At 62.9% G+C, this 15,309-nt stretch carries 14 protein-coding genes; 11 read left to right on the forward strand and 3 right to left on the reverse strand.

Annotated features, from left to right (window positions below; all coding sequences use genetic code 11):
- Nucleotides 1-11: 11 nt before the first annotated feature.
- Nucleotides 12-1,028 (reverse strand): polyprenyl synthetase family protein, encoded by a 1,017-nt coding sequence (locus V6766_RS01940; RefSeq protein WP_448463083.1) that lies wholly within the window; start codon nt 1,026-1,028, stop codon nt 12-14.
- Nucleotides 1,029-1,130: 102 nt separating this feature from the next.
- Between V6766_RS01940 and V6766_RS01945 the strand changes: the two genes are divergently transcribed.
- The 9 genes from V6766_RS01945 (at nt 1,131) to V6766_RS01985 (ending at nt 10,322) form a co-directional block, all read left to right on the forward strand.
- Complete coding sequence (locus V6766_RS01945; RefSeq protein WP_448463085.1) at nt 1,131-1,361, forward strand: putative signal transducing protein; 231 nt, start codon at nt 1,131-1,133, stop codon at nt 1,359-1,361.
- Nucleotides 1,358-2,164 carry a tRNA1(Val) (adenine(37)-N6)-methyltransferase gene (locus tag V6766_RS01950; RefSeq protein ID WP_448463087.1) on the forward strand — a complete coding sequence of 269 codons (807 nt, stop codon included), beginning with the start codon at nt 1,358-1,360 and terminating at the stop codon, nt 2,162-2,164. Before V6766_RS01945 ends, V6766_RS01950 begins: the two co-directional genes overlap by 4 nt.
- An 87-nt stretch (nt 2,165-2,251) precedes the next feature.
- Nucleotides 2,252-3,118 (forward strand): S49 family peptidase, encoded by an 867-nt coding sequence (locus V6766_RS01955; protein ID WP_448463089.1) that lies wholly within the window; start codon nt 2,252-2,254, stop codon nt 3,116-3,118.
- An 18-nt stretch (nt 3,119-3,136) separates the two neighbouring features.
- Nucleotides 3,137-3,325, forward strand: coding sequence for a hypothetical protein (locus V6766_RS01960; protein ID WP_448463091.1), 189 nt, complete (start codon nt 3,137-3,139; stop codon nt 3,323-3,325).
- A gap of 384 nt (nt 3,326-3,709) precedes the next feature.
- Entirely contained in the window at nt 3,710-5,197 is a 1,488-nt protein-coding gene (gene putP, locus V6766_RS01965; RefSeq protein ID WP_448463093.1) for a sodium/proline symporter PutP, read from the forward strand.
- Nucleotides 5,198-5,301: 104 nt separating this feature from the next.
- Nucleotides 5,302-6,252, forward strand: coding sequence for a glycine--tRNA ligase subunit alpha (locus V6766_RS01970; protein ID WP_448463095.1), 951 nt, complete (start codon nt 5,302-5,304; stop codon nt 6,250-6,252).
- 50 nt (nt 6,253-6,302) lie between these two features.
- The gene (locus tag V6766_RS01975; RefSeq protein WP_448463097.1) at nt 6,303-6,863 is read left to right on the forward strand and encodes a LemA family protein; all 561 of its coding nucleotides are present in this window, start codon (nt 6,303-6,305) and stop codon (nt 6,861-6,863) included.
- 43 nt (nt 6,864-6,906) lie between these two features.
- Nucleotides 6,907-8,154, forward strand: a complete 1,248-nt coding sequence (locus V6766_RS01980) for a 3-phosphoshikimate 1-carboxyvinyltransferase (protein ID WP_448463099.1) — start codon at nt 6,907-6,909, stop codon at nt 8,152-8,154.
- Between the two features lie 257 nt (nt 8,155-8,411).
- The gene (locus V6766_RS01985) at nt 8,412-10,322 is read left to right on the forward strand and encodes a DUF2207 domain-containing protein (protein WP_448463101.1); all 1,911 of its coding nucleotides are present in this window, start codon (nt 8,412-8,414) and stop codon (nt 10,320-10,322) included.
- Between the two features lie 5 nt (nt 10,323-10,327).
- Here V6766_RS01985 and V6766_RS01990 read toward each other — a convergent pair whose 3' ends face one another.
- Entirely contained in the window at nt 10,328-10,906 is a 579-nt protein-coding gene (locus V6766_RS01990; RefSeq protein WP_448463103.1) for a hypothetical protein, read from the reverse strand.
- A 295-nt stretch (nt 10,907-11,201) separates the two neighbouring features.
- Here V6766_RS01990 and glyS point away from each other — a divergent pair, with 295 nt between their 5' ends.
- The gene (gene glyS / locus V6766_RS01995; protein WP_448463105.1) at nt 11,202-13,316 is read left to right on the forward strand and encodes a glycine--tRNA ligase subunit beta; all 2,115 of its coding nucleotides are present in this window, start codon (nt 11,202-11,204) and stop codon (nt 13,314-13,316) included.
- A gap of 464 nt (nt 13,317-13,780) precedes the next feature.
- Nucleotides 13,781-14,341 (forward strand): DUF6101 family protein, encoded by a 561-nt coding sequence (locus V6766_RS02000; protein WP_448463107.1) that lies wholly within the window; start codon nt 13,781-13,783, stop codon nt 14,339-14,341.
- A 3-nt stretch (nt 14,342-14,344) separates the two neighbouring features.
- On the opposite strand, the gene ubiA is transcribed toward V6766_RS02000, so the two are convergent.
- On the reverse strand, nt 14,345-15,298 hold the full coding sequence (gene ubiA, locus V6766_RS02005; RefSeq protein ID WP_448463109.1) for a 4-hydroxybenzoate octaprenyltransferase: 954 nt from the start codon (nt 15,296-15,298) through the stop codon (nt 14,345-14,347).
- Between the last annotated feature and the right edge of the window lie 11 nt (nt 15,299-15,309).

Consider the following 15,309-nt stretch of genomic DNA (forward strand, 5'->3'; position numbering starts at 1 on the left):
GCGCCGGTCGGTCAGTTGATCCGCGCGATGCAGAAGTCGATCACTTCCTCAAGCGCGTGACGGCCTTCGGAACGCGGCAGACCGGACAGTGCCGCGCGCGCCGCCTCGCCATAAGATAGGGCACGATCTACGGAATCGGCGAGCGCCGCATGTTTTTCAAGGAGGAATCGGGCTTTTTCGAGGGCGGCATCGTCGTTCTCGTCACCTTCGATGGCATTGCGCCAGAACGCTTTTTCGTCGTCATTGCCACGCTGATAGGCGAGGATGATCGGCAGCGTCACCTTGCCCTCGCGGAAATCGTCGCCGACATTCTTGCCGAGATCGACGCTGTCGCCGCCATAATCGAGCACATCGTCGACGAGCTGGAAGGCGATGCCGAGCGCCATGCCGTAATCCCGCAAGGCCTTGCGGTCGGCATCTGACGCGCCGGCGATGATCGGGCCGACTTCGGCGGCTGCTGCGAACAGTTCCGCTGTCTTGCCGCGGATGACGGCGATATAGTCGTCCTCGGTGGTTTCCATCTTCTTGGAAACGGCAAGCTGCAGCACTTCGCCCTCGGCGATCACGGCGGCGGCATCGGAGAGCACCGAGAGCGCGTCCATGGAGCCGGTTTCCACCATCATCCGGAAGGCCTGGCCGAGAAGGAAATCGCCGACCAGCACGCTTGCCTGGTTGCCCCAGATCATCCGGGCGCTGGACTTGCCGCGTCTCAGATCGCTCTCGTCCACGACATCGTCGTGCAGTAGCGTTGCGGTGTGCATGAATTCGACGCTGGTCGCCAGCCGGATATGATGCTCGCCGCGATAACCGAACAGAGCGGCGGTCGCGAGCGTCAGCATCGGCCGCAGCCGTTTGCCGCCGGAGGAAATCAGGTGATTGGCGACTTCCGGAATCATTTCGACATCGGAGCCCGCCTTCGACAGGATCAGCGCGTTGACGCGCTCCATGTCGGAACGGGTCAGGTCCACGATGGGCTTGACCGAGCCGGATGTTTTGTTCTCTTTAACCAGTGGTGCGACGGAACCCAAGTGAGCTCGCTCCTTTTCATGCATTCATGCCGACAATAGGGAGCGGCATAAGCAGCGACAAGGGGCAATGTGCTCCTTTCACGCGAATTTCAGGAGTGATGAATGGCCCTTGTCAATCTGTTGCGGACCAATGACGCCGTGGTGCTGGGCCTAGCCGAAAGCCTCCTGAAGGAAGCCGGAATCCACCATTTCGTGGCGGATCGCTCGATGAGCGTGATGGAGGGGTCTCTCGGCCTGCTGCCGCGCCGGCTGATGGTCGAGGAAAGTGCTAAGGCGGAAGCGCGCGCCCTGTTGATCGATGCCGGGCTCGGCAAGGAACTGGAGCCGGAATGACGGCCGAGGCTTCCACCGTCGATGCATTCCATCGCGGGCGGTTCCATCTCGTGCAACCGAAGGGAAGGGGGCACCGCGCCGGCATGGACGCGATGCTGCTTGCCGCCATGGTCGAACCGAAGCCCGCAAGAGGCGGCAAGGGACTACGCGTCGCCGATCTCGGCGCCGGGGCAGGGGCTGCCGGATTTGCCGTTGCCGCCCGCATTCCCGAGGCGGAGGTCTCGCTGTTCGAGCTTTCGCCGGAGATGGCGGATTTCGCCCGCCGCTCGCTGGCGCTTTCCGAAAACGATGGAATAAGCGCCCGCATGAAAGTCTTCGAGGCCGATGTGACGCTCACTGGCGCGCGCCGCAATGCCGCAGGCCTTGCGGACGACGCCTTCGATCACGTCATCATGAACCCGCCCTTCAACGCGGCCGGTGACCGCAAGACGCCGGACCGGCTGAAGCAGGTCGCCCATGCGATGGAGGAGGGGCTGTTCGAGGCCTGGATCCGCACCGCCGGCGCGATCCTGAAACCTAGTGGCCAGCTTTCGCTGATCGCACGACCGCAATCGCTCGCCGAAATCATCGCAGCCTGCGGCAGACGCTTCGGCGGGATCGAGATCACGCCGGTACATGCCCGCGCCGGCGAGGACGCCTTCCGTATCCTGGCAAGCGCCATCAAGGGCTCGCGCGCGCGGCTGGCGCTCCGCCCGCCAATCATCATGCATGGCGGCGACGGCCACGCCTTCCTGCCCGCGGTTGATGATCTCAATAATGGCCGAGCCTGCTATGCGCGGCGCAAACCCGGCAAAACCGCCTGATTTTCGGGCTTATTCTTCTCATGAGACCTTGTCTTCGGCGGGATTGCGCATACATGCGGTCAATCGCATTGAAACGCAGAGGACGCCATGAAAAACCTGGTCGCCGGGCTTGTTCCCAAGAGGTTCCGCAAGGACAAGACGATCATCCCCGTTGTCCGGCTCGCCGGCACGATCATGGCCAGCGGTTCGCCCGGGCGGCGCAACCTGAACCTCGCTTCGGCGGCGCCGGCGCTTGAAAAGGCGTTTTCGATGAAACAGGCGCCCTGCGTCGCGATCTCGCTCAATTCGCCCGGCGGTTCTCCCGTCCAGTCGCGCCTGATCTATCAGCGCATCCGCGCGCTTGCCGAGGAAAAGCAGAAGAAGGTGCTGATCTTCGTGGAGGATGTCGCGGCCTCCGGCGGCTACATGATCGCGCTTGCCGGCGATGAAATTTTCGTGGACCCGACTTCGATCGTGGGCTCGATCGGCGTGGTGTCTGGCGGTTTCGGCTTTACCGAAATGATCGGCAAGATCGGCGTCGAGCGCCGGGTCTACACCTCCGGCGAGAACAAGGTGATGCTCGATCCCTTCCAGCCCGAGAAGGAAAAGGACGTCGAGTTCCTGAAGGGCTTGCAGAACGAGATTCATCAGGTTTTCATCCAGATGGTGAAGGACCGGCGCGGCGCTAAGCTCACCGATGATCCGGAGCTTTTCTCCGGCCTGTTCTGGAGCGGCAATGGCGGCGTCGAGCGCGGCCTTGTCGATGGTATCGGCGATATGCGCGCCACGCTCAAAAGCCGCTATGGCGACAAGGTGGAACTGAAACTCGTGACCGGCCCGACCAATTTCCTCGGGCGCAAGCTGCCGGGCGTTGTCGCCGGCGGGTTCAATAGTGCGGAAATTGCCGCAGGCTTTGCGTCAGGGCTTGCCGAAACCGCCGAAGAGCGGGCATTATGGGGCCGTTACGGTCTGTAGACGACGGAGGAGCATGAAATGGGACGATTGATGTTTCTGGCAGCCATTGCCGGCGGCGGCTACATGCTCTACCGCAAATTCATCAGCGACGCCGAGGCGCTTTCCGCGCGCGGCGAGCAGAAACGCGCCGAACAGAAAAGCGGCGCCACCGGCACGCTGGTGCAGGACCCGGTGACTGGCGAATATCGGGTGAAGAGCGCGGATTAGCTTGCCGCCAGCCGACATCAAAAGGGACTTGATTTTTTGCGTTTCCGAGCGTTCAATTGCGATTGGAACGAGCTCCTTTGTGACGTCCTCGGATGATCACGTGCCCGCACTTCATGTGCTAGGGAGCCGTTCCACCCTTGCGCTTCTCCCCTCCGCTTAATCCGTTCAAAAGTTGACGTTTTGCAATCCGCTTGCTCCGGCTTTCTTCCCGGTGCTAGAGTTTCTCCCTGAGCGGTAACCGGGGATTCGCGCTGAAGACGCGACGCCGTTCAGCCGGAGTAGGGCTGTGCGCCGTTTCAAGGCCTGCTCCTCGCCACAGGAAAGACGCGGCGGCCATCGGCTTTCGCGATTTCCTTTAGGGGAAACCAAGCGAAGGAGAGGGCCATGAGTCTTGGTATCACGATCAGCCTGACGGCGTATTTTCTGCTGATGATCGGCATCGGCATTTACGCCTGGCGCAAATCCACATCGAATTCCGAAGAATATTTGCTCGGCGGCCGACAGCTTTCGCCGGGCGTTGCGGCCCTTTCGGCCGGCGCCTCCGACATGAGCGGATGGCTGCTGATGGGGCTTCCGGGCGCACTGTTCGTCTCCGGTCTGACCCAGAGCTGGATCGGCATCGGCCTTGTGGTCGGCGCGTTCTTCAACTGGATCATCGTCGCGCCGCGCCTGCGCGAGCAGACCGAGCGCTATGACAACAGCCTCACCATCCCCGAATTCCTGTCCAAGCGCTTTCCAAGCAAGGCGCTGTCGCTGAGAAGCGTTTCGGCGATCGTGATCGTGATCTTCTTCTCGGTCTACACCGCCTCCGGGCTGGTGGCGGGCGGCAAGCTGTTCGATACCGCCTTTCCCGATCTCATCCATATCGGCGGCATGAGCGCCTATCAGACCGGTATCTATCTCACCCTCGGCATCGTGCTGATCTACACCATGATCGGCGGGTTTCTGGCCGTCAGCCTCACTGATTTCATCCAGGGCTGCATCATGATGCTGGCGCTGGTGATCATGCCGATCGTGGTCCTCATCAAGGCCGGCGGTTTCGGCGTCTCCGAGGCGCGGATGATGAGCGTGGATCCGAACTTCCTGTCGATGTTCCACGGCCTGACCGTGATCGGCTTCCTGTCGGCCGTTGCCTGGGGGCTCGGCTATTTCGGCCAGCCGCACATCATCGTGCGCTTCATGGCTGTGCGTTCGGTCAAGGATGTTCCGGCCGCGCGCAATATCGGTATGACGTGGATGATCATCTCGCTTGCGGGCGCGGTCGGCGTCGGCATTTTCGGGCGTTCCTACACCGTCGGCAACGATATCAACGTCCCCGATCCCGAAACGATCTTCATCATTCTCGCCAACCAGCTCTTCATTCCGCTGATCACCGGCTTCCTGCTGGCCGCGCTGCTGGCGGCCGTGATGAGCACGATTTCGAGCCAGCTTCTTGTGGCGTCGTCCTCGCTGACGGAGGATTTCTATCGGCTGTTCCTGCGTCGCCATGCCAGCGAACGGGAAATCGTCAATATCGGCCGGTTGTTTGTGCTGGCGGTGGCGATCGTCGCTGCTCTCATCGCCCACAATCCCGATTCTGAAGTGCTTGGTCTCGTCTCCCACGCCTGGGCCGGCTTTGGCGCGGCCTTCGGCCCGCTGATCATCCTGTCGCTGACATGGCGCGGCATGTCGGGCGCGGGCGCGGTAGCGGGCCTTGTGGCGGGTGCAGCGACCGTCATCGTCTGGATTTCCCTTGGTCTCGACCAGAGTTTCATGGGCGGCCCAGGCATCTACGAAATCATCCCGGGTTTCATCGTTGCCTGGCTTGCAATCTGGCTGGTGAGCCTGGCAACGCCGACGAAGGATGAGTTCCGCCCGCTTGCGGCGGAATAAACGCCAATCGGGTGGCCGGGCTTGAGCGCGGCCACCCGACCCTTGACCCTTCTCTGCTTTAGTGGCACTCACCGCTCATTCAAGAATGACGGAAACCTTCTGCCATGTCCGAAGCGACGATACCGCCCCATATGCACCCGACCCGCTCCTTTCAGGGGCTGATCCTGACATTGCAGGCCTATTGGGCCGACAAGGGTTGCGCCATCCTGCAGCCCTACGACATGGAAGTGGGCGCCGGTACGCTGCATCCTTCGACGACGCTTCGCGCGCTCGGACCGAAGCGCTGGAACGTCGCCTATGTCCAGCCCTCGCGCCGCCCGGCGGATGGCCGCTATGGCGAAAACCCGAACCGGCTGCAGCATTATTATCAGTATCAGGTGCTGCTGAAGCCATCGCCGCCGGACCTGCAGGAGCTTTATCTCGGTTCGCTGAAGGCGATCGGGCTCGATCCGTTGCTGCATGACGTGCGCTTTGTGGAAGACGACTGGGAAAACCCGACGACGGGTTCCTGGGGGCTCGGCTGGGAATGCTGGTGCGATGGCATGGAAGTCTCGCAGTTCACCTATTTTCAACAGGTCTGCGGCATCGAATGCGCGCCGGTCGCCGGCGAACTGACCTACGGGCTCGAGCGCATCGCCATGTATGTGCAGGGCGTCGACAGCGTCTACGACCTCAATTTCAACGGCCGCGAGGGCGACGAGAAAGTCACCTATGGCGACGTCTTCCTGCAGACCGAGCAGGAATATTCGCGCCACAATTTCGAATACGCCAACACCGAGATGCTGCACCGGCATTTCCTCGATGCCGAAGCCGAATGCAAGGCGCTGCTCGCGGCAGGATCGCCCGGCGAACCGGGCATGCTGCATAAATGCGTATTCCCGGCCTATGACCAGTGCATCAAGGCCTCGCACATCTTCAACCTGCTCGATGCCCGCGGCGTGATTTCCGTGACGGAGAGGCAGAGCTATATCCTGCGGGTGCGGACACTGGCCAAAGCCTGCGGCGAGGCCTATCTTCTGACCGATGCCGGGGGCTTTGAAGCCAAGGCGGCCTGAAGGCGGCCATTCGACCGGCGATTGAGCGACCAGAGCGGGAAGGAATACGCATGATCACCCTGATCGTTATCATCGTCATCATCGGAGCCCTGATCGGCTTCGTCATCTCGCTTTATAACGCCCTGGTGCGCGCCCGCCAGACGGCGGAGGAAGCCTGGTCCGGCATCGATGTGCAGTTGAAGCGCCGCGCCGACCTGATCCCCAATCTGGTGGAGACCGTGAAGGGCTATGCCAGCCACGAACGCGGCACGCTGGAAGAGGTTGTCGAAAAGCGTAACAAGGCCCAGAGCGTCGCCGTCAACGACGTGGCCGGCCGCGCCCAGGCCGAAGGCGAACTCAGCCAGGCGCTCGGCCGGCTGTTCGCGCTTTCGGAAGCCTATCCGGATCTGAAAGCCAACCAGAATTTCGCCGATCTTCAGGCTTCGCTGGAAAAGACCGAAAGCGAAATCCAGATGGCGCGGCGCTATTACAACGGCGCTGCCCGCGACCTGAACATCAAGGTCGAGAGCTTCCCGAGCAACATCATCGCCGGCCAGTTCGGATTCCAGAAGCGCGACTATTTCGAGATCGAGGAACCCGGCGACCGCGCCGTGCCCAACGTCTCGTTCTGACCGTTCGCCGCCGCAACAGGCGGCCTGATGAAAGTGCCTTCGCATGGACAAGCTCACCATCATTCCGCCCGGCCGCGCGCTTTCGGGCCATGTCAGCCCGCCCGGATCGAAATCGATCACCAACCGGGCGCTGCTGCTCGCCGGTCTCGCCAAGGGCAGGAGCCGGCTCACCGGCGCGCTGAAAAGCGCCGATACCAAGCATATGGCGAATGCGCTCCGGGCAATGGGCGTTTCCGTGGACGAGCCGGATGAAACGAGCTTTGTGGTCACCGGGTCGGGTCAGCTCGAAGCGCCCTCCGGCCCGCTGTTTCTCGGCAATGCGGGCACTGCGACCCGGTTCCTGACGGCGGCGGCGGCGAGTGTTGATGGCACCGTCATCGTCGATGGCGACGAGCATATGCGCAAGCGCCCGATCGGCCCTCTGGTCGAGGCCCTGCAGCGGCTCGGCATCAAGGCCGAGGCCCCAACCGGCTGCCCGCCGGTGACGATCAGTGGCAATGGCCGCTTCGGCTCCGGCCGCATCGAGATTGATGCCGGGCTTTCCAGCCAGTATGTCTCCGCCCTGCTGATGGCCGCACCCCTTGCCCCCGCGCCGGTCACCATCGCGCTCACCGGCACGGAAATCGGCGCGCGCGGCTATATCCGGCTGACGCTCGACGCCATGGCCGCCTTCGGCGCGACCGCCGAACAGATTGATGACGCGACCTGGGAAGTGCAGCCCGGCCATTATCAGGCGACCATTTTCCACATCGAGCCGGACGCCTCCGCCGCCACCTATCTCTGGGCCGCCGAGCTTCTGACCGGCGGAAAGATCGATATCGGCACGCGCGCGGAAAGCTTCACCCAGCCGGATGCGAAATCTTACGCGGTGATGGCCGCCTTCCCGCATATGCCGGGCGAGATCGACGGCAGCCAGATGCAGGACGCCGTGCCGACGCTCGCCGTGCTCGCCGCCTTCAACGAGACACCGGTGCGCTTCACCGGCATCGAGAACCTGCGCGTCAAGGAGTGCGACCGCACCCGCGCGCTGTCGCTCGGCCTCAACGCCATCCGCGCCGGCCTTGCCGAGGAAGACGGCGACGACCTGATCGTCCATGCCGATCCGGGCCTTGCCGGCAAGCACCTGCCCGCCGAAATCGACACCTTCGCCGATCACCGCATTGCCATGAGCTTTGCGCTGGCCGGCCTCAAGATCTCCGGCATCACCATTCTGGACCCGCTCTGCGTCGGCAAGACCTATCCCGGTTATTGGGATGCGCTGGCCTCGCTCGGCGTCGAATACGAAACTTGAGGAGAAGCACCATGGCGAACCGGACACTGTCAGTCTCGCGCGAGGTAGCCATGCATTGGGTTTCGAGGATACGGACTGCCTTTGCGGCGGTACTCCCATCAATCTCCCCCCTTGAGGGGGAGATGCCCCGACAGGGGCAGAGAGGGGTACAGCCACAACCACAAAATCTGAGTCTCGGCGAGAGGGCTCACCCCTCTCTGTCGCGTTCGCGACATCTCCCCCTCAAGGGGGGAGATTGGAGCGCGCGCGGCATCGCCGTGCTTCTCACTGCACTTTTGCTAGCGGTTGGCCCCGTTCACGCCGCCGAGGTCATCAACAGCTTCACCTCGGACGTCACCGTCGAGAAATCCGGGGTTTACGACGTCACCGAAACCATCGCCGTCCATGCCGAGGGCGACCAGATCAGGCGCGGCATTTTCCGCGATTTTCCGCTGCGCTTTGAAACCGACAGCGGCCGCACCGGCGACGTGACCTTCGACCTCAAATCCGTGACGCTTGACGGTCAGCCGGTGGACCACCACACCGAAAGCATCACCAACGGCATCCGCATCTATATCGGCTCGGCCGACACGGTGCTGCCGCCCGGTAACCATACCTATCGGCTCACCTACGAGACTGACCGGCAGGTGCGCTATTTCGACGACCATGACGAAATCTACTGGAACGCCACGGGCAATTTCTGGGCTTTCCCGATCGAGCAGGCGACCGCGACGATCACGCTGCCGGAGGGCGTGACGCCGACGCGGACCACCTTCTACACCGGCGCCTACGGCTCACGCGAACAGAATGCCCGCGAGACGACCAACGGCAATGTGGTGACGTTCGAGACCACGGCCCCGCTCGGCCCCAAGGAAGGGCTCTCGGTCGTCGTCGCGGTGCCGAAGGGGGCGATCGACGCGCCGACGACGTCGGAAAGCGCGTCGTGGTTCCTGAGCGACTACCGCAATTACTTCATCGGTTTCGGCGGCCTGCTGCTGGTCTTCCTCTATTACCTCCTGTCGTGGCGCAAGGTCGGGCGCGATCCGCCGGCCGGCGTCGTGGTGCCGCGCTGGGAACCGCCGGAGGGTCTTTCGCCGGCGCTTGTCGCCTATGTCGAGAACCAGGGCTTCGGCGCGAGCCGTTTCGATGCGATCGCGGCCACCGCGATCGACCTTGCCGTCAAGGGCTTCCTGATCATCGACGAGCCGAAGAAGGGCATGACGCTGAAGCGCACGTCGAAGCCCTACGATCCGGCTTTGCCGGCGGGGCAGAAGGCCTTGCTGAAATCGGTCGACGATGCGGGCGGCGTGTTCATCGTCGACAAGGCGCACGGCTCGAAAGTGTCGTCCATGGCCAGCGCCTTCACCTCGGCGATCACCAGCGAGCATCGCGGCGAATTCTTTGTCCGCAATATCGGGTATCTCGTGGGCGGCATTGCGCTTTCCGCGCTTGCGGGCCTGCTGCTGATGGTATTCGGCACGATCTCGAACGCCGTCATTCCGGTGCTGTTCTTCTCGGTGTTCATTTCCGTGTTCATCGGCCTGTTTTCGTCGATGATCGCCAAGTCGTTCCGGCGGCGCGGCCGGTCGATGTCCTCGGCGATCGGCACCCTGGTCGCCGCCGGATTTGTCGGGTTCTTCCTGCTGCAGGCCATCGGAGGCATGGCGGTCACGCTTCTCAGCGACAGTATCGATGCCGCGGATTGGGCGGTGATCGTTGCCTGCGGCGGGCTCGTGCTCACCAACCTGACCTTTGCCTTCATCATGGGCGCGCCGACGACGGCAGGCCGCAAGAAGATGGACGAGATCGCCGGGCTGAAGCAGTATCTGACGCTCGCCGAAGCCAACCGCATGAACATGGCCGGCGCGCCGGAGATGTCGCCGCAGCATTTCGAGACGCTGCTGCCCTATGCGGTGGCGCTCGGCGTCGAAAAGCCGTGGTCGCGCGCCTTCGACAAATGGCTTGTGGCGGCTATCGCGGCCGGCACGGCCAGCTATTATTCACCCTACTGGTATGCTGGCGACTTCCGCCACCAGAACCTCTCCGACCAGATCGGCAGCTTCTCCTCGTCGATGGCCTCCACCATGTCGTCGTCGATGCCGACGCAAAATACCTCGTCCTCCGGCTTTTCCGGCGGCGGCGGGTTTTCCGGCGGCGGCGGCGGTGGCGGTGGCGGCGGTGGCTGGTAGGCCGCTCAGTCGGTCACGCGGGTGAAGAGGATGCCGGACGGCTGTTCGGGGTAGCCGGCATCGGGCGCGCTGTCCCATATAAGCGGCAGGCGCGCGAACTCGATGCCGGTCTGGTTCTCCCAGACGCTGTCCTTCAGTTCCGTACCGATTTCGGGAAAAGTGTAGGGCGCGCAGGTTTTGCCCGCCGCATCGCGCGGCACGCCGGTCTGCCAGCCAGTCAGCCCACAGCCGGCGGACTCGGCATTGGCATTGTAATAGGTGGTCACGTCATCGGAGAGCAGGGTGTAGAGAAACGGGCCCGTTTCCTGCGTGAATTCGATGCGATCGCCATTTGCCCGGACATCGGTGATGATGCCGCGATAATCGGCGCGCACGGTCGGCACATCGCAATCATTATGCGCATAGGTCTGCGCGCTGGCCGAAATCACGTCGCCCTCGATTGATACTTCCGCGATCAGCCCGTGGCGGCCATCCTTGCCGATCTCGAGGCATTCGGTGCGAAAACTGCCCTGGGGCAGAAGCGGCTCGGCGTAAGCGGCATTGCTGGCCAGAATGACAAGCGGCAAAAGCGACAAGGTGTGCACGTTCGGTTCTCCTGTGTGTCGGTGCAGAATAACGCGCAATTCGGCCCAAAGCGGGCGCAAAAACGGTTCTTTTCCGGCCGCGCTTCGAAAAACCGTATTGCCGGATGACTTTTTTCACGGAGCTTGCTAACACCGCCACACCCAAGTTCCTGACAATGATAGAAGCCCTTTCCGATGCCAGACCTTTTGCTTGAACTTCGCTCAGAGGAAATCCCCGCCAAGCCCGCTCGACCGCAGCGCGAGAGCGCGAGGACGAGCAAGACATCGAAATCCATGCTGGCTGCGGAGTGCACAAATGCCTGATCTCCTGCTTGAACTTCGATCCGAGGAAATCCCTGCCAGCATGCAGCGCCGGGCGGCGGGCGAGCTGAAAAAGCGCGTCACCGATGCGTTGGTGGATGCGGGTCTGACCTATGAGGGCGCGCGCGAATATTTCACGCCGCGCCGGCTGACGCTGGATATTCACGGGCTGACGGCACGTTCCGCCGATGTACGCGAGGAGCGCAAGGGCCCGCGCGTCGGCGCGCCGGAAAAGGCGGTCGAAGGGTTTTTGCGCGGCGCGGGGCTGTCCGATATTTCCGAGGCGAAGATCCAGTCGGACCCGAAGAAGGGCGACTTCTATGTCGCCATCATCGAAAAGCCTGGCCGCGATGCCGAAGAGATCATCCGCGATGTGATGCCCGGCATCATCCGCAACTTCCCCTGGCCGAAATCGATGCGCTGGGGTGCTGCCTCGGCAGAGCCGGGAAGCCTGCGCTGGGTGCGCCCGCTGCAGTCGATCGTCTGCACCTTCGGCACGGAGATCGAGGAGACGAAGGTCATCGATTTCGAGATCGACGGCATCGTTGCCTCCGATGTCACCTATGGCCACCGTTTCCACGCGCCGGAGCCGTTCACCGTCAAGCGCTTCTCCGATTACGCCGCCGGGCTGGAGAAGGCCTGCGTCGTGCTCGATGCCGAGCGCCGCAAGGACATCATCCGCGATGACGCCGCCAATCTCGCCTTCGCCAACGGGCTCGACGTGGTCGAGGATGAGGGGCTCTTGGACGAGGTCGCGGGACTGGTCGAATATCCGCAGGTGCTGCTCGGCGAATTCGAGGAGGCTTTCCTCGAAATTCCCGACGAGATCATCCGGCTGACGATCAAGACCAACCAGAAATGCTTCGTGGTTCGGAAGCACGGCGAGGACAGCCTCACCAACAAATTCATTCTGGTCGCCAATATCGCCGCCACCGACGGCGGCAAGGAAATCCGTTACGGCAATGGCAAGGTCGTGCGCGCGCGGCTATCCGACGCGCTGCATTTCTGGCATATCGACCAGCGCGACCTGCCGGACCTTGGAACGCTGAAGGCATCGGCGGAGAAATTCGGCCTTGACCTGAAAAAAACGCTCGATCAGCGCATGGCCAAGCTCGACGCGCTGAACGTTACCTTTCACGCCAAGCTCGGCAGCCAGGGCGACCGCGTCGCCCGCATCCGCTCGCTTGCCGCCAAGCTGGCGCCCATCGTCGGCGCCGATCCGGCCGAGGTCGACCGTGCGGTGGTGCTGGCCAAGGCCGACCTTCGCACCGAGGCCGTCGGCGAATTCCCCGAGCTTCAGGGCGCAATGGGCCGCAAATACGCGATCCTGCAAGGCGAGAGCGAGGATGTCGCGGCGGCCATCGAGGAACACTACAAACCGCTCGGCCCCTCCGACGTCGTGCCGCGCGGAAAGGTCTCTCTGACGGTCGCGCTCGCCGACAAGCTCGACACGCTCACGGGCTTCTGGTCGATCGACGAAAAGCCCACCGGCTCCGGCGACCCCTATGCGCTCCGCCGTGCGGCGCTGGGCGTCATCCGCATTATTCTGGAGCGCGGCGTGCGCCTGCCGCTTCTGTCGGTTTTTGACGACCGCGACCTGCTCTCCTTCTTCCACGACCGCTTCAAGGTCTATCTGCGCGACATGGGCGCGCGGCATGACCTGATCGACGCGGTATTGTCCGCCGATGCCGACGATCTCGAAGTCGTCGCCCGCCGGGTCGAGGCGCTGACGAAGTTTCTCGACTCCGAAGACGGCCAGAACCTGCTGGCAGGCGAAAAGCGCGCCGGGCAGCTTCTTGCTGCGGAAGAAAAGAAGAAGACGCGGATTGCCGACAAGATTGACCCGGCGTTGTTCGAACTCGACGCCGAGAAGGCGCTTTATGCGGCAATTCAGGACGCCGCCGAGAAGGCAAAGGCCGCGTCCGCCAAGGAAGACTATTTCGCCGCCATGGAGGAGCTCTCCGTCCTTCGCGCGCCGGTCGACACCTTTTTCGAGGATGTGCTGGTCAACGCCGAGGACGAGGCCGTCCGCGCCAATCGCCTGGCGCTGCTGGCGATGATCCGCGAAGCCACCGGCACGGTGGCGGATTTCTCGAAGATTTCGGGGTGAGGTTGTCGGGGCGCTGTGCTTCAGCGCTCTGCCTCGCCTCTCGGCCAAACGCCGGTTGTCCTGATTGCGTTTGCGGCCATCAATCTCCCCCCTTGAGGGGGAGATGTCGCGAAAGCGACAGAGAGGGGGTAAAGGGCATCAGCCGCAAGCTCCGCGCACTCGGATAGGGTTCACCCCTCTCTGCCCCTGTCGGGGCATCTCCCCCTCAAGGGGGGAGATTAATGGTGCGCTTCCGCGTTGTTTCCCGACCCCACACCCCGCGCGGTTAACGCCCCGTCACCACGGCGTTCACGCTCTCTCAACCCTTCGAAATCGGATTTTGATAACCATTGCCGCGCGTTGGAATTTCTTAACCGTGCTTGTTAAGGCGGCTGGTAACAACCTCGCCTATGATCGCCCTCAGACGAACGGAAAAGTTCGCGAATGTGCGCCGGATACCGGGGACAGAAATCAAGGGTGACGAGATGACGAATACGCAAGTTTTGAGGGGACGGGACGATACGGTTCTGAGAATCGATCCCGCATATTTTCCGCAGAAGTTTTCCTACACGGCCAAGGGCACCGATGCCCGCATCGCCGTCAAGCTCGATACCCGCGGCGCGGTGGTCAGGCGCAACCTGCCGTCGAGCAACTTGCCGTTCTCGATCGCGCTGCCGGGCCGGGCCTTCAAGGGCGTTGCCGCCCGCGCGGTGGCCCATGTCGACGGCGCGATCACGGTGACGCTGGAACTGCATCACGCCGATCCGGAACTGTGCATCCCGCTGCTCGTCGCCCATGATCTCGAGGCGATTGTCGCCGACTGGCAGGAATGGGCGCTGCTCTACGATATTCCGATGCTGATGGTCGAGGCCGATGGCGCCGCGCGCGCTGTCGATTTCCAGCCCCATCGAGTGAGCGCGGCCAATGACGAGGCCGGCCCGCGTCGCCGCAAGGCAACCCGTCCGATCCCGCGCCTGACGGTGCGGATGGAAGACGGCAAGCTCGGCGTTGCCCTGAAGCTCGCAGGCCGCGCGGTCGCGGCCTGAAGATCAACTGATGAAGATCGAGACCACCAGCCCGGCGAAGATTGCGATGCCGACATGGTGGTTGGCGAGAAACAGACGCTTGCACTGATCACCATCCTCTATGTCTAGCGTATAAATCTGCCAGAACAGCATGCCGCCGCCGATGGCAAGGCCGGCGAATGAGGGCCAGCCCAGGCCAGCAACCAGGAATGCAATCGCCATCAAAATAAGCATTACGCCGTAAAAGCCGATCAGCCATGGCTTGGTGTTATCGCCGAACAGACGCGCCGTGGAACGCACGCCGATAAGGGCATCGTCTTCCTTGTCCTGATGGGCGTAGATCGTGTCATAGCCGATGGTCCAGAGCACCGAAGCGATATAGACCAGCACTGCCGGCCCCGAAAGCGCGCCGAACACCGCCGCCCATCCCACCAGCGCCCCCCATGAGAAGGCGAGCCCCAGCACGAGTTGCGGCCAGTCGGTGAAACGTTTGGCGAAGGGATAGATCGCGACGATCGCGAGCGAGGAGATCGCCAGCACGACCGTGAAAAGGTTGAAGCACAGCAGCACGGCAAGGCCGGTCAGCGCCTGCAGCAGGATGAAGATCTTTGCCTGGCGGCGGGTCACCCGGCCGGAGGGCAGGGGGCGCGAGCGGGTTCTGGCCACCTGATTGTCGATATCGTGGTCGACCAGGTCATTATAGGTGCAGCCCGCCCCGCGCATGGCAACGGCGCCGAGCCAGAACAGCAGGCAATGGGCAATGAACTGGCCGGGACGGAAGGCATTGGCGTCGGCCGTGACGCTGGCGGCCATCGCCGCCGACCACAGGCACGGCCACAGCAATAGCTGCCAGCCGATCGGCCGGTCCCAGCGGGCGAGCTGGGCATAGGGCCACAGCGAAGGCGGCAGCAGCCGGTAAACGAAATTATCCGACGGCGCGTCGACCACGCGGCCGTTATCCTCGAAAATATTGCTCATCTGCCTGCCTT

This window comes from Martelella sp. AMO21009 (genome assembly GCF_053484295.1).

Coding starts and splice junctions, on each gene's coding strand:
- V6766_RS01945 (WP_448463085.1), top strand. CDS start 1,131: ATGGCCCTTGTCAATCTGTTGCGGACCAATGACGCCGTGGTGCTGGGC.
- V6766_RS01950 (WP_448463087.1), top strand. CDS start 1,358: ATGACGGCCGAGGCTTCCACCGTCGATGCATTCCATCGCGGGCGGTTC.
- V6766_RS01955 (WP_448463089.1), top strand. CDS start 2,252: ATGAAAAACCTGGTCGCCGGGCTTGTTCCCAAGAGGTTCCGCAAGGAC.
- V6766_RS01960 (WP_448463091.1), top strand. CDS start 3,137: ATGGGACGATTGATGTTTCTGGCAGCCATTGCCGGCGGCGGCTACATG.
- putP (WP_448463093.1), top strand. CDS start 3,710: ATGAGTCTTGGTATCACGATCAGCCTGACGGCGTATTTTCTGCTGATG.
- V6766_RS01970 (WP_448463095.1), top strand. CDS start 5,302: ATGTCCGAAGCGACGATACCGCCCCATATGCACCCGACCCGCTCCTTT.
- V6766_RS01975 (WP_448463097.1), top strand. CDS start 6,303: ATGATCACCCTGATCGTTATCATCGTCATCATCGGAGCCCTGATCGGC.
- V6766_RS01980 (WP_448463099.1), top strand. CDS start 6,907: ATGGACAAGCTCACCATCATTCCGCCCGGCCGCGCGCTTTCGGGCCAT.
- glyS (WP_448463105.1), top strand. CDS start 11,202: ATGCCTGATCTCCTGCTTGAACTTCGATCCGAGGAAATCCCTGCCAGC.
- V6766_RS02000 (WP_448463107.1), top strand. CDS start 13,781: ATGACGAATACGCAAGTTTTGAGGGGACGGGACGATACGGTTCTGAGA.
- ubiA (WP_448463109.1), bottom strand. CDS start 15,298: ATGAGCAATATTTTCGAGGATAACGGCCGCGTGGTCGACGCGCCGTCG.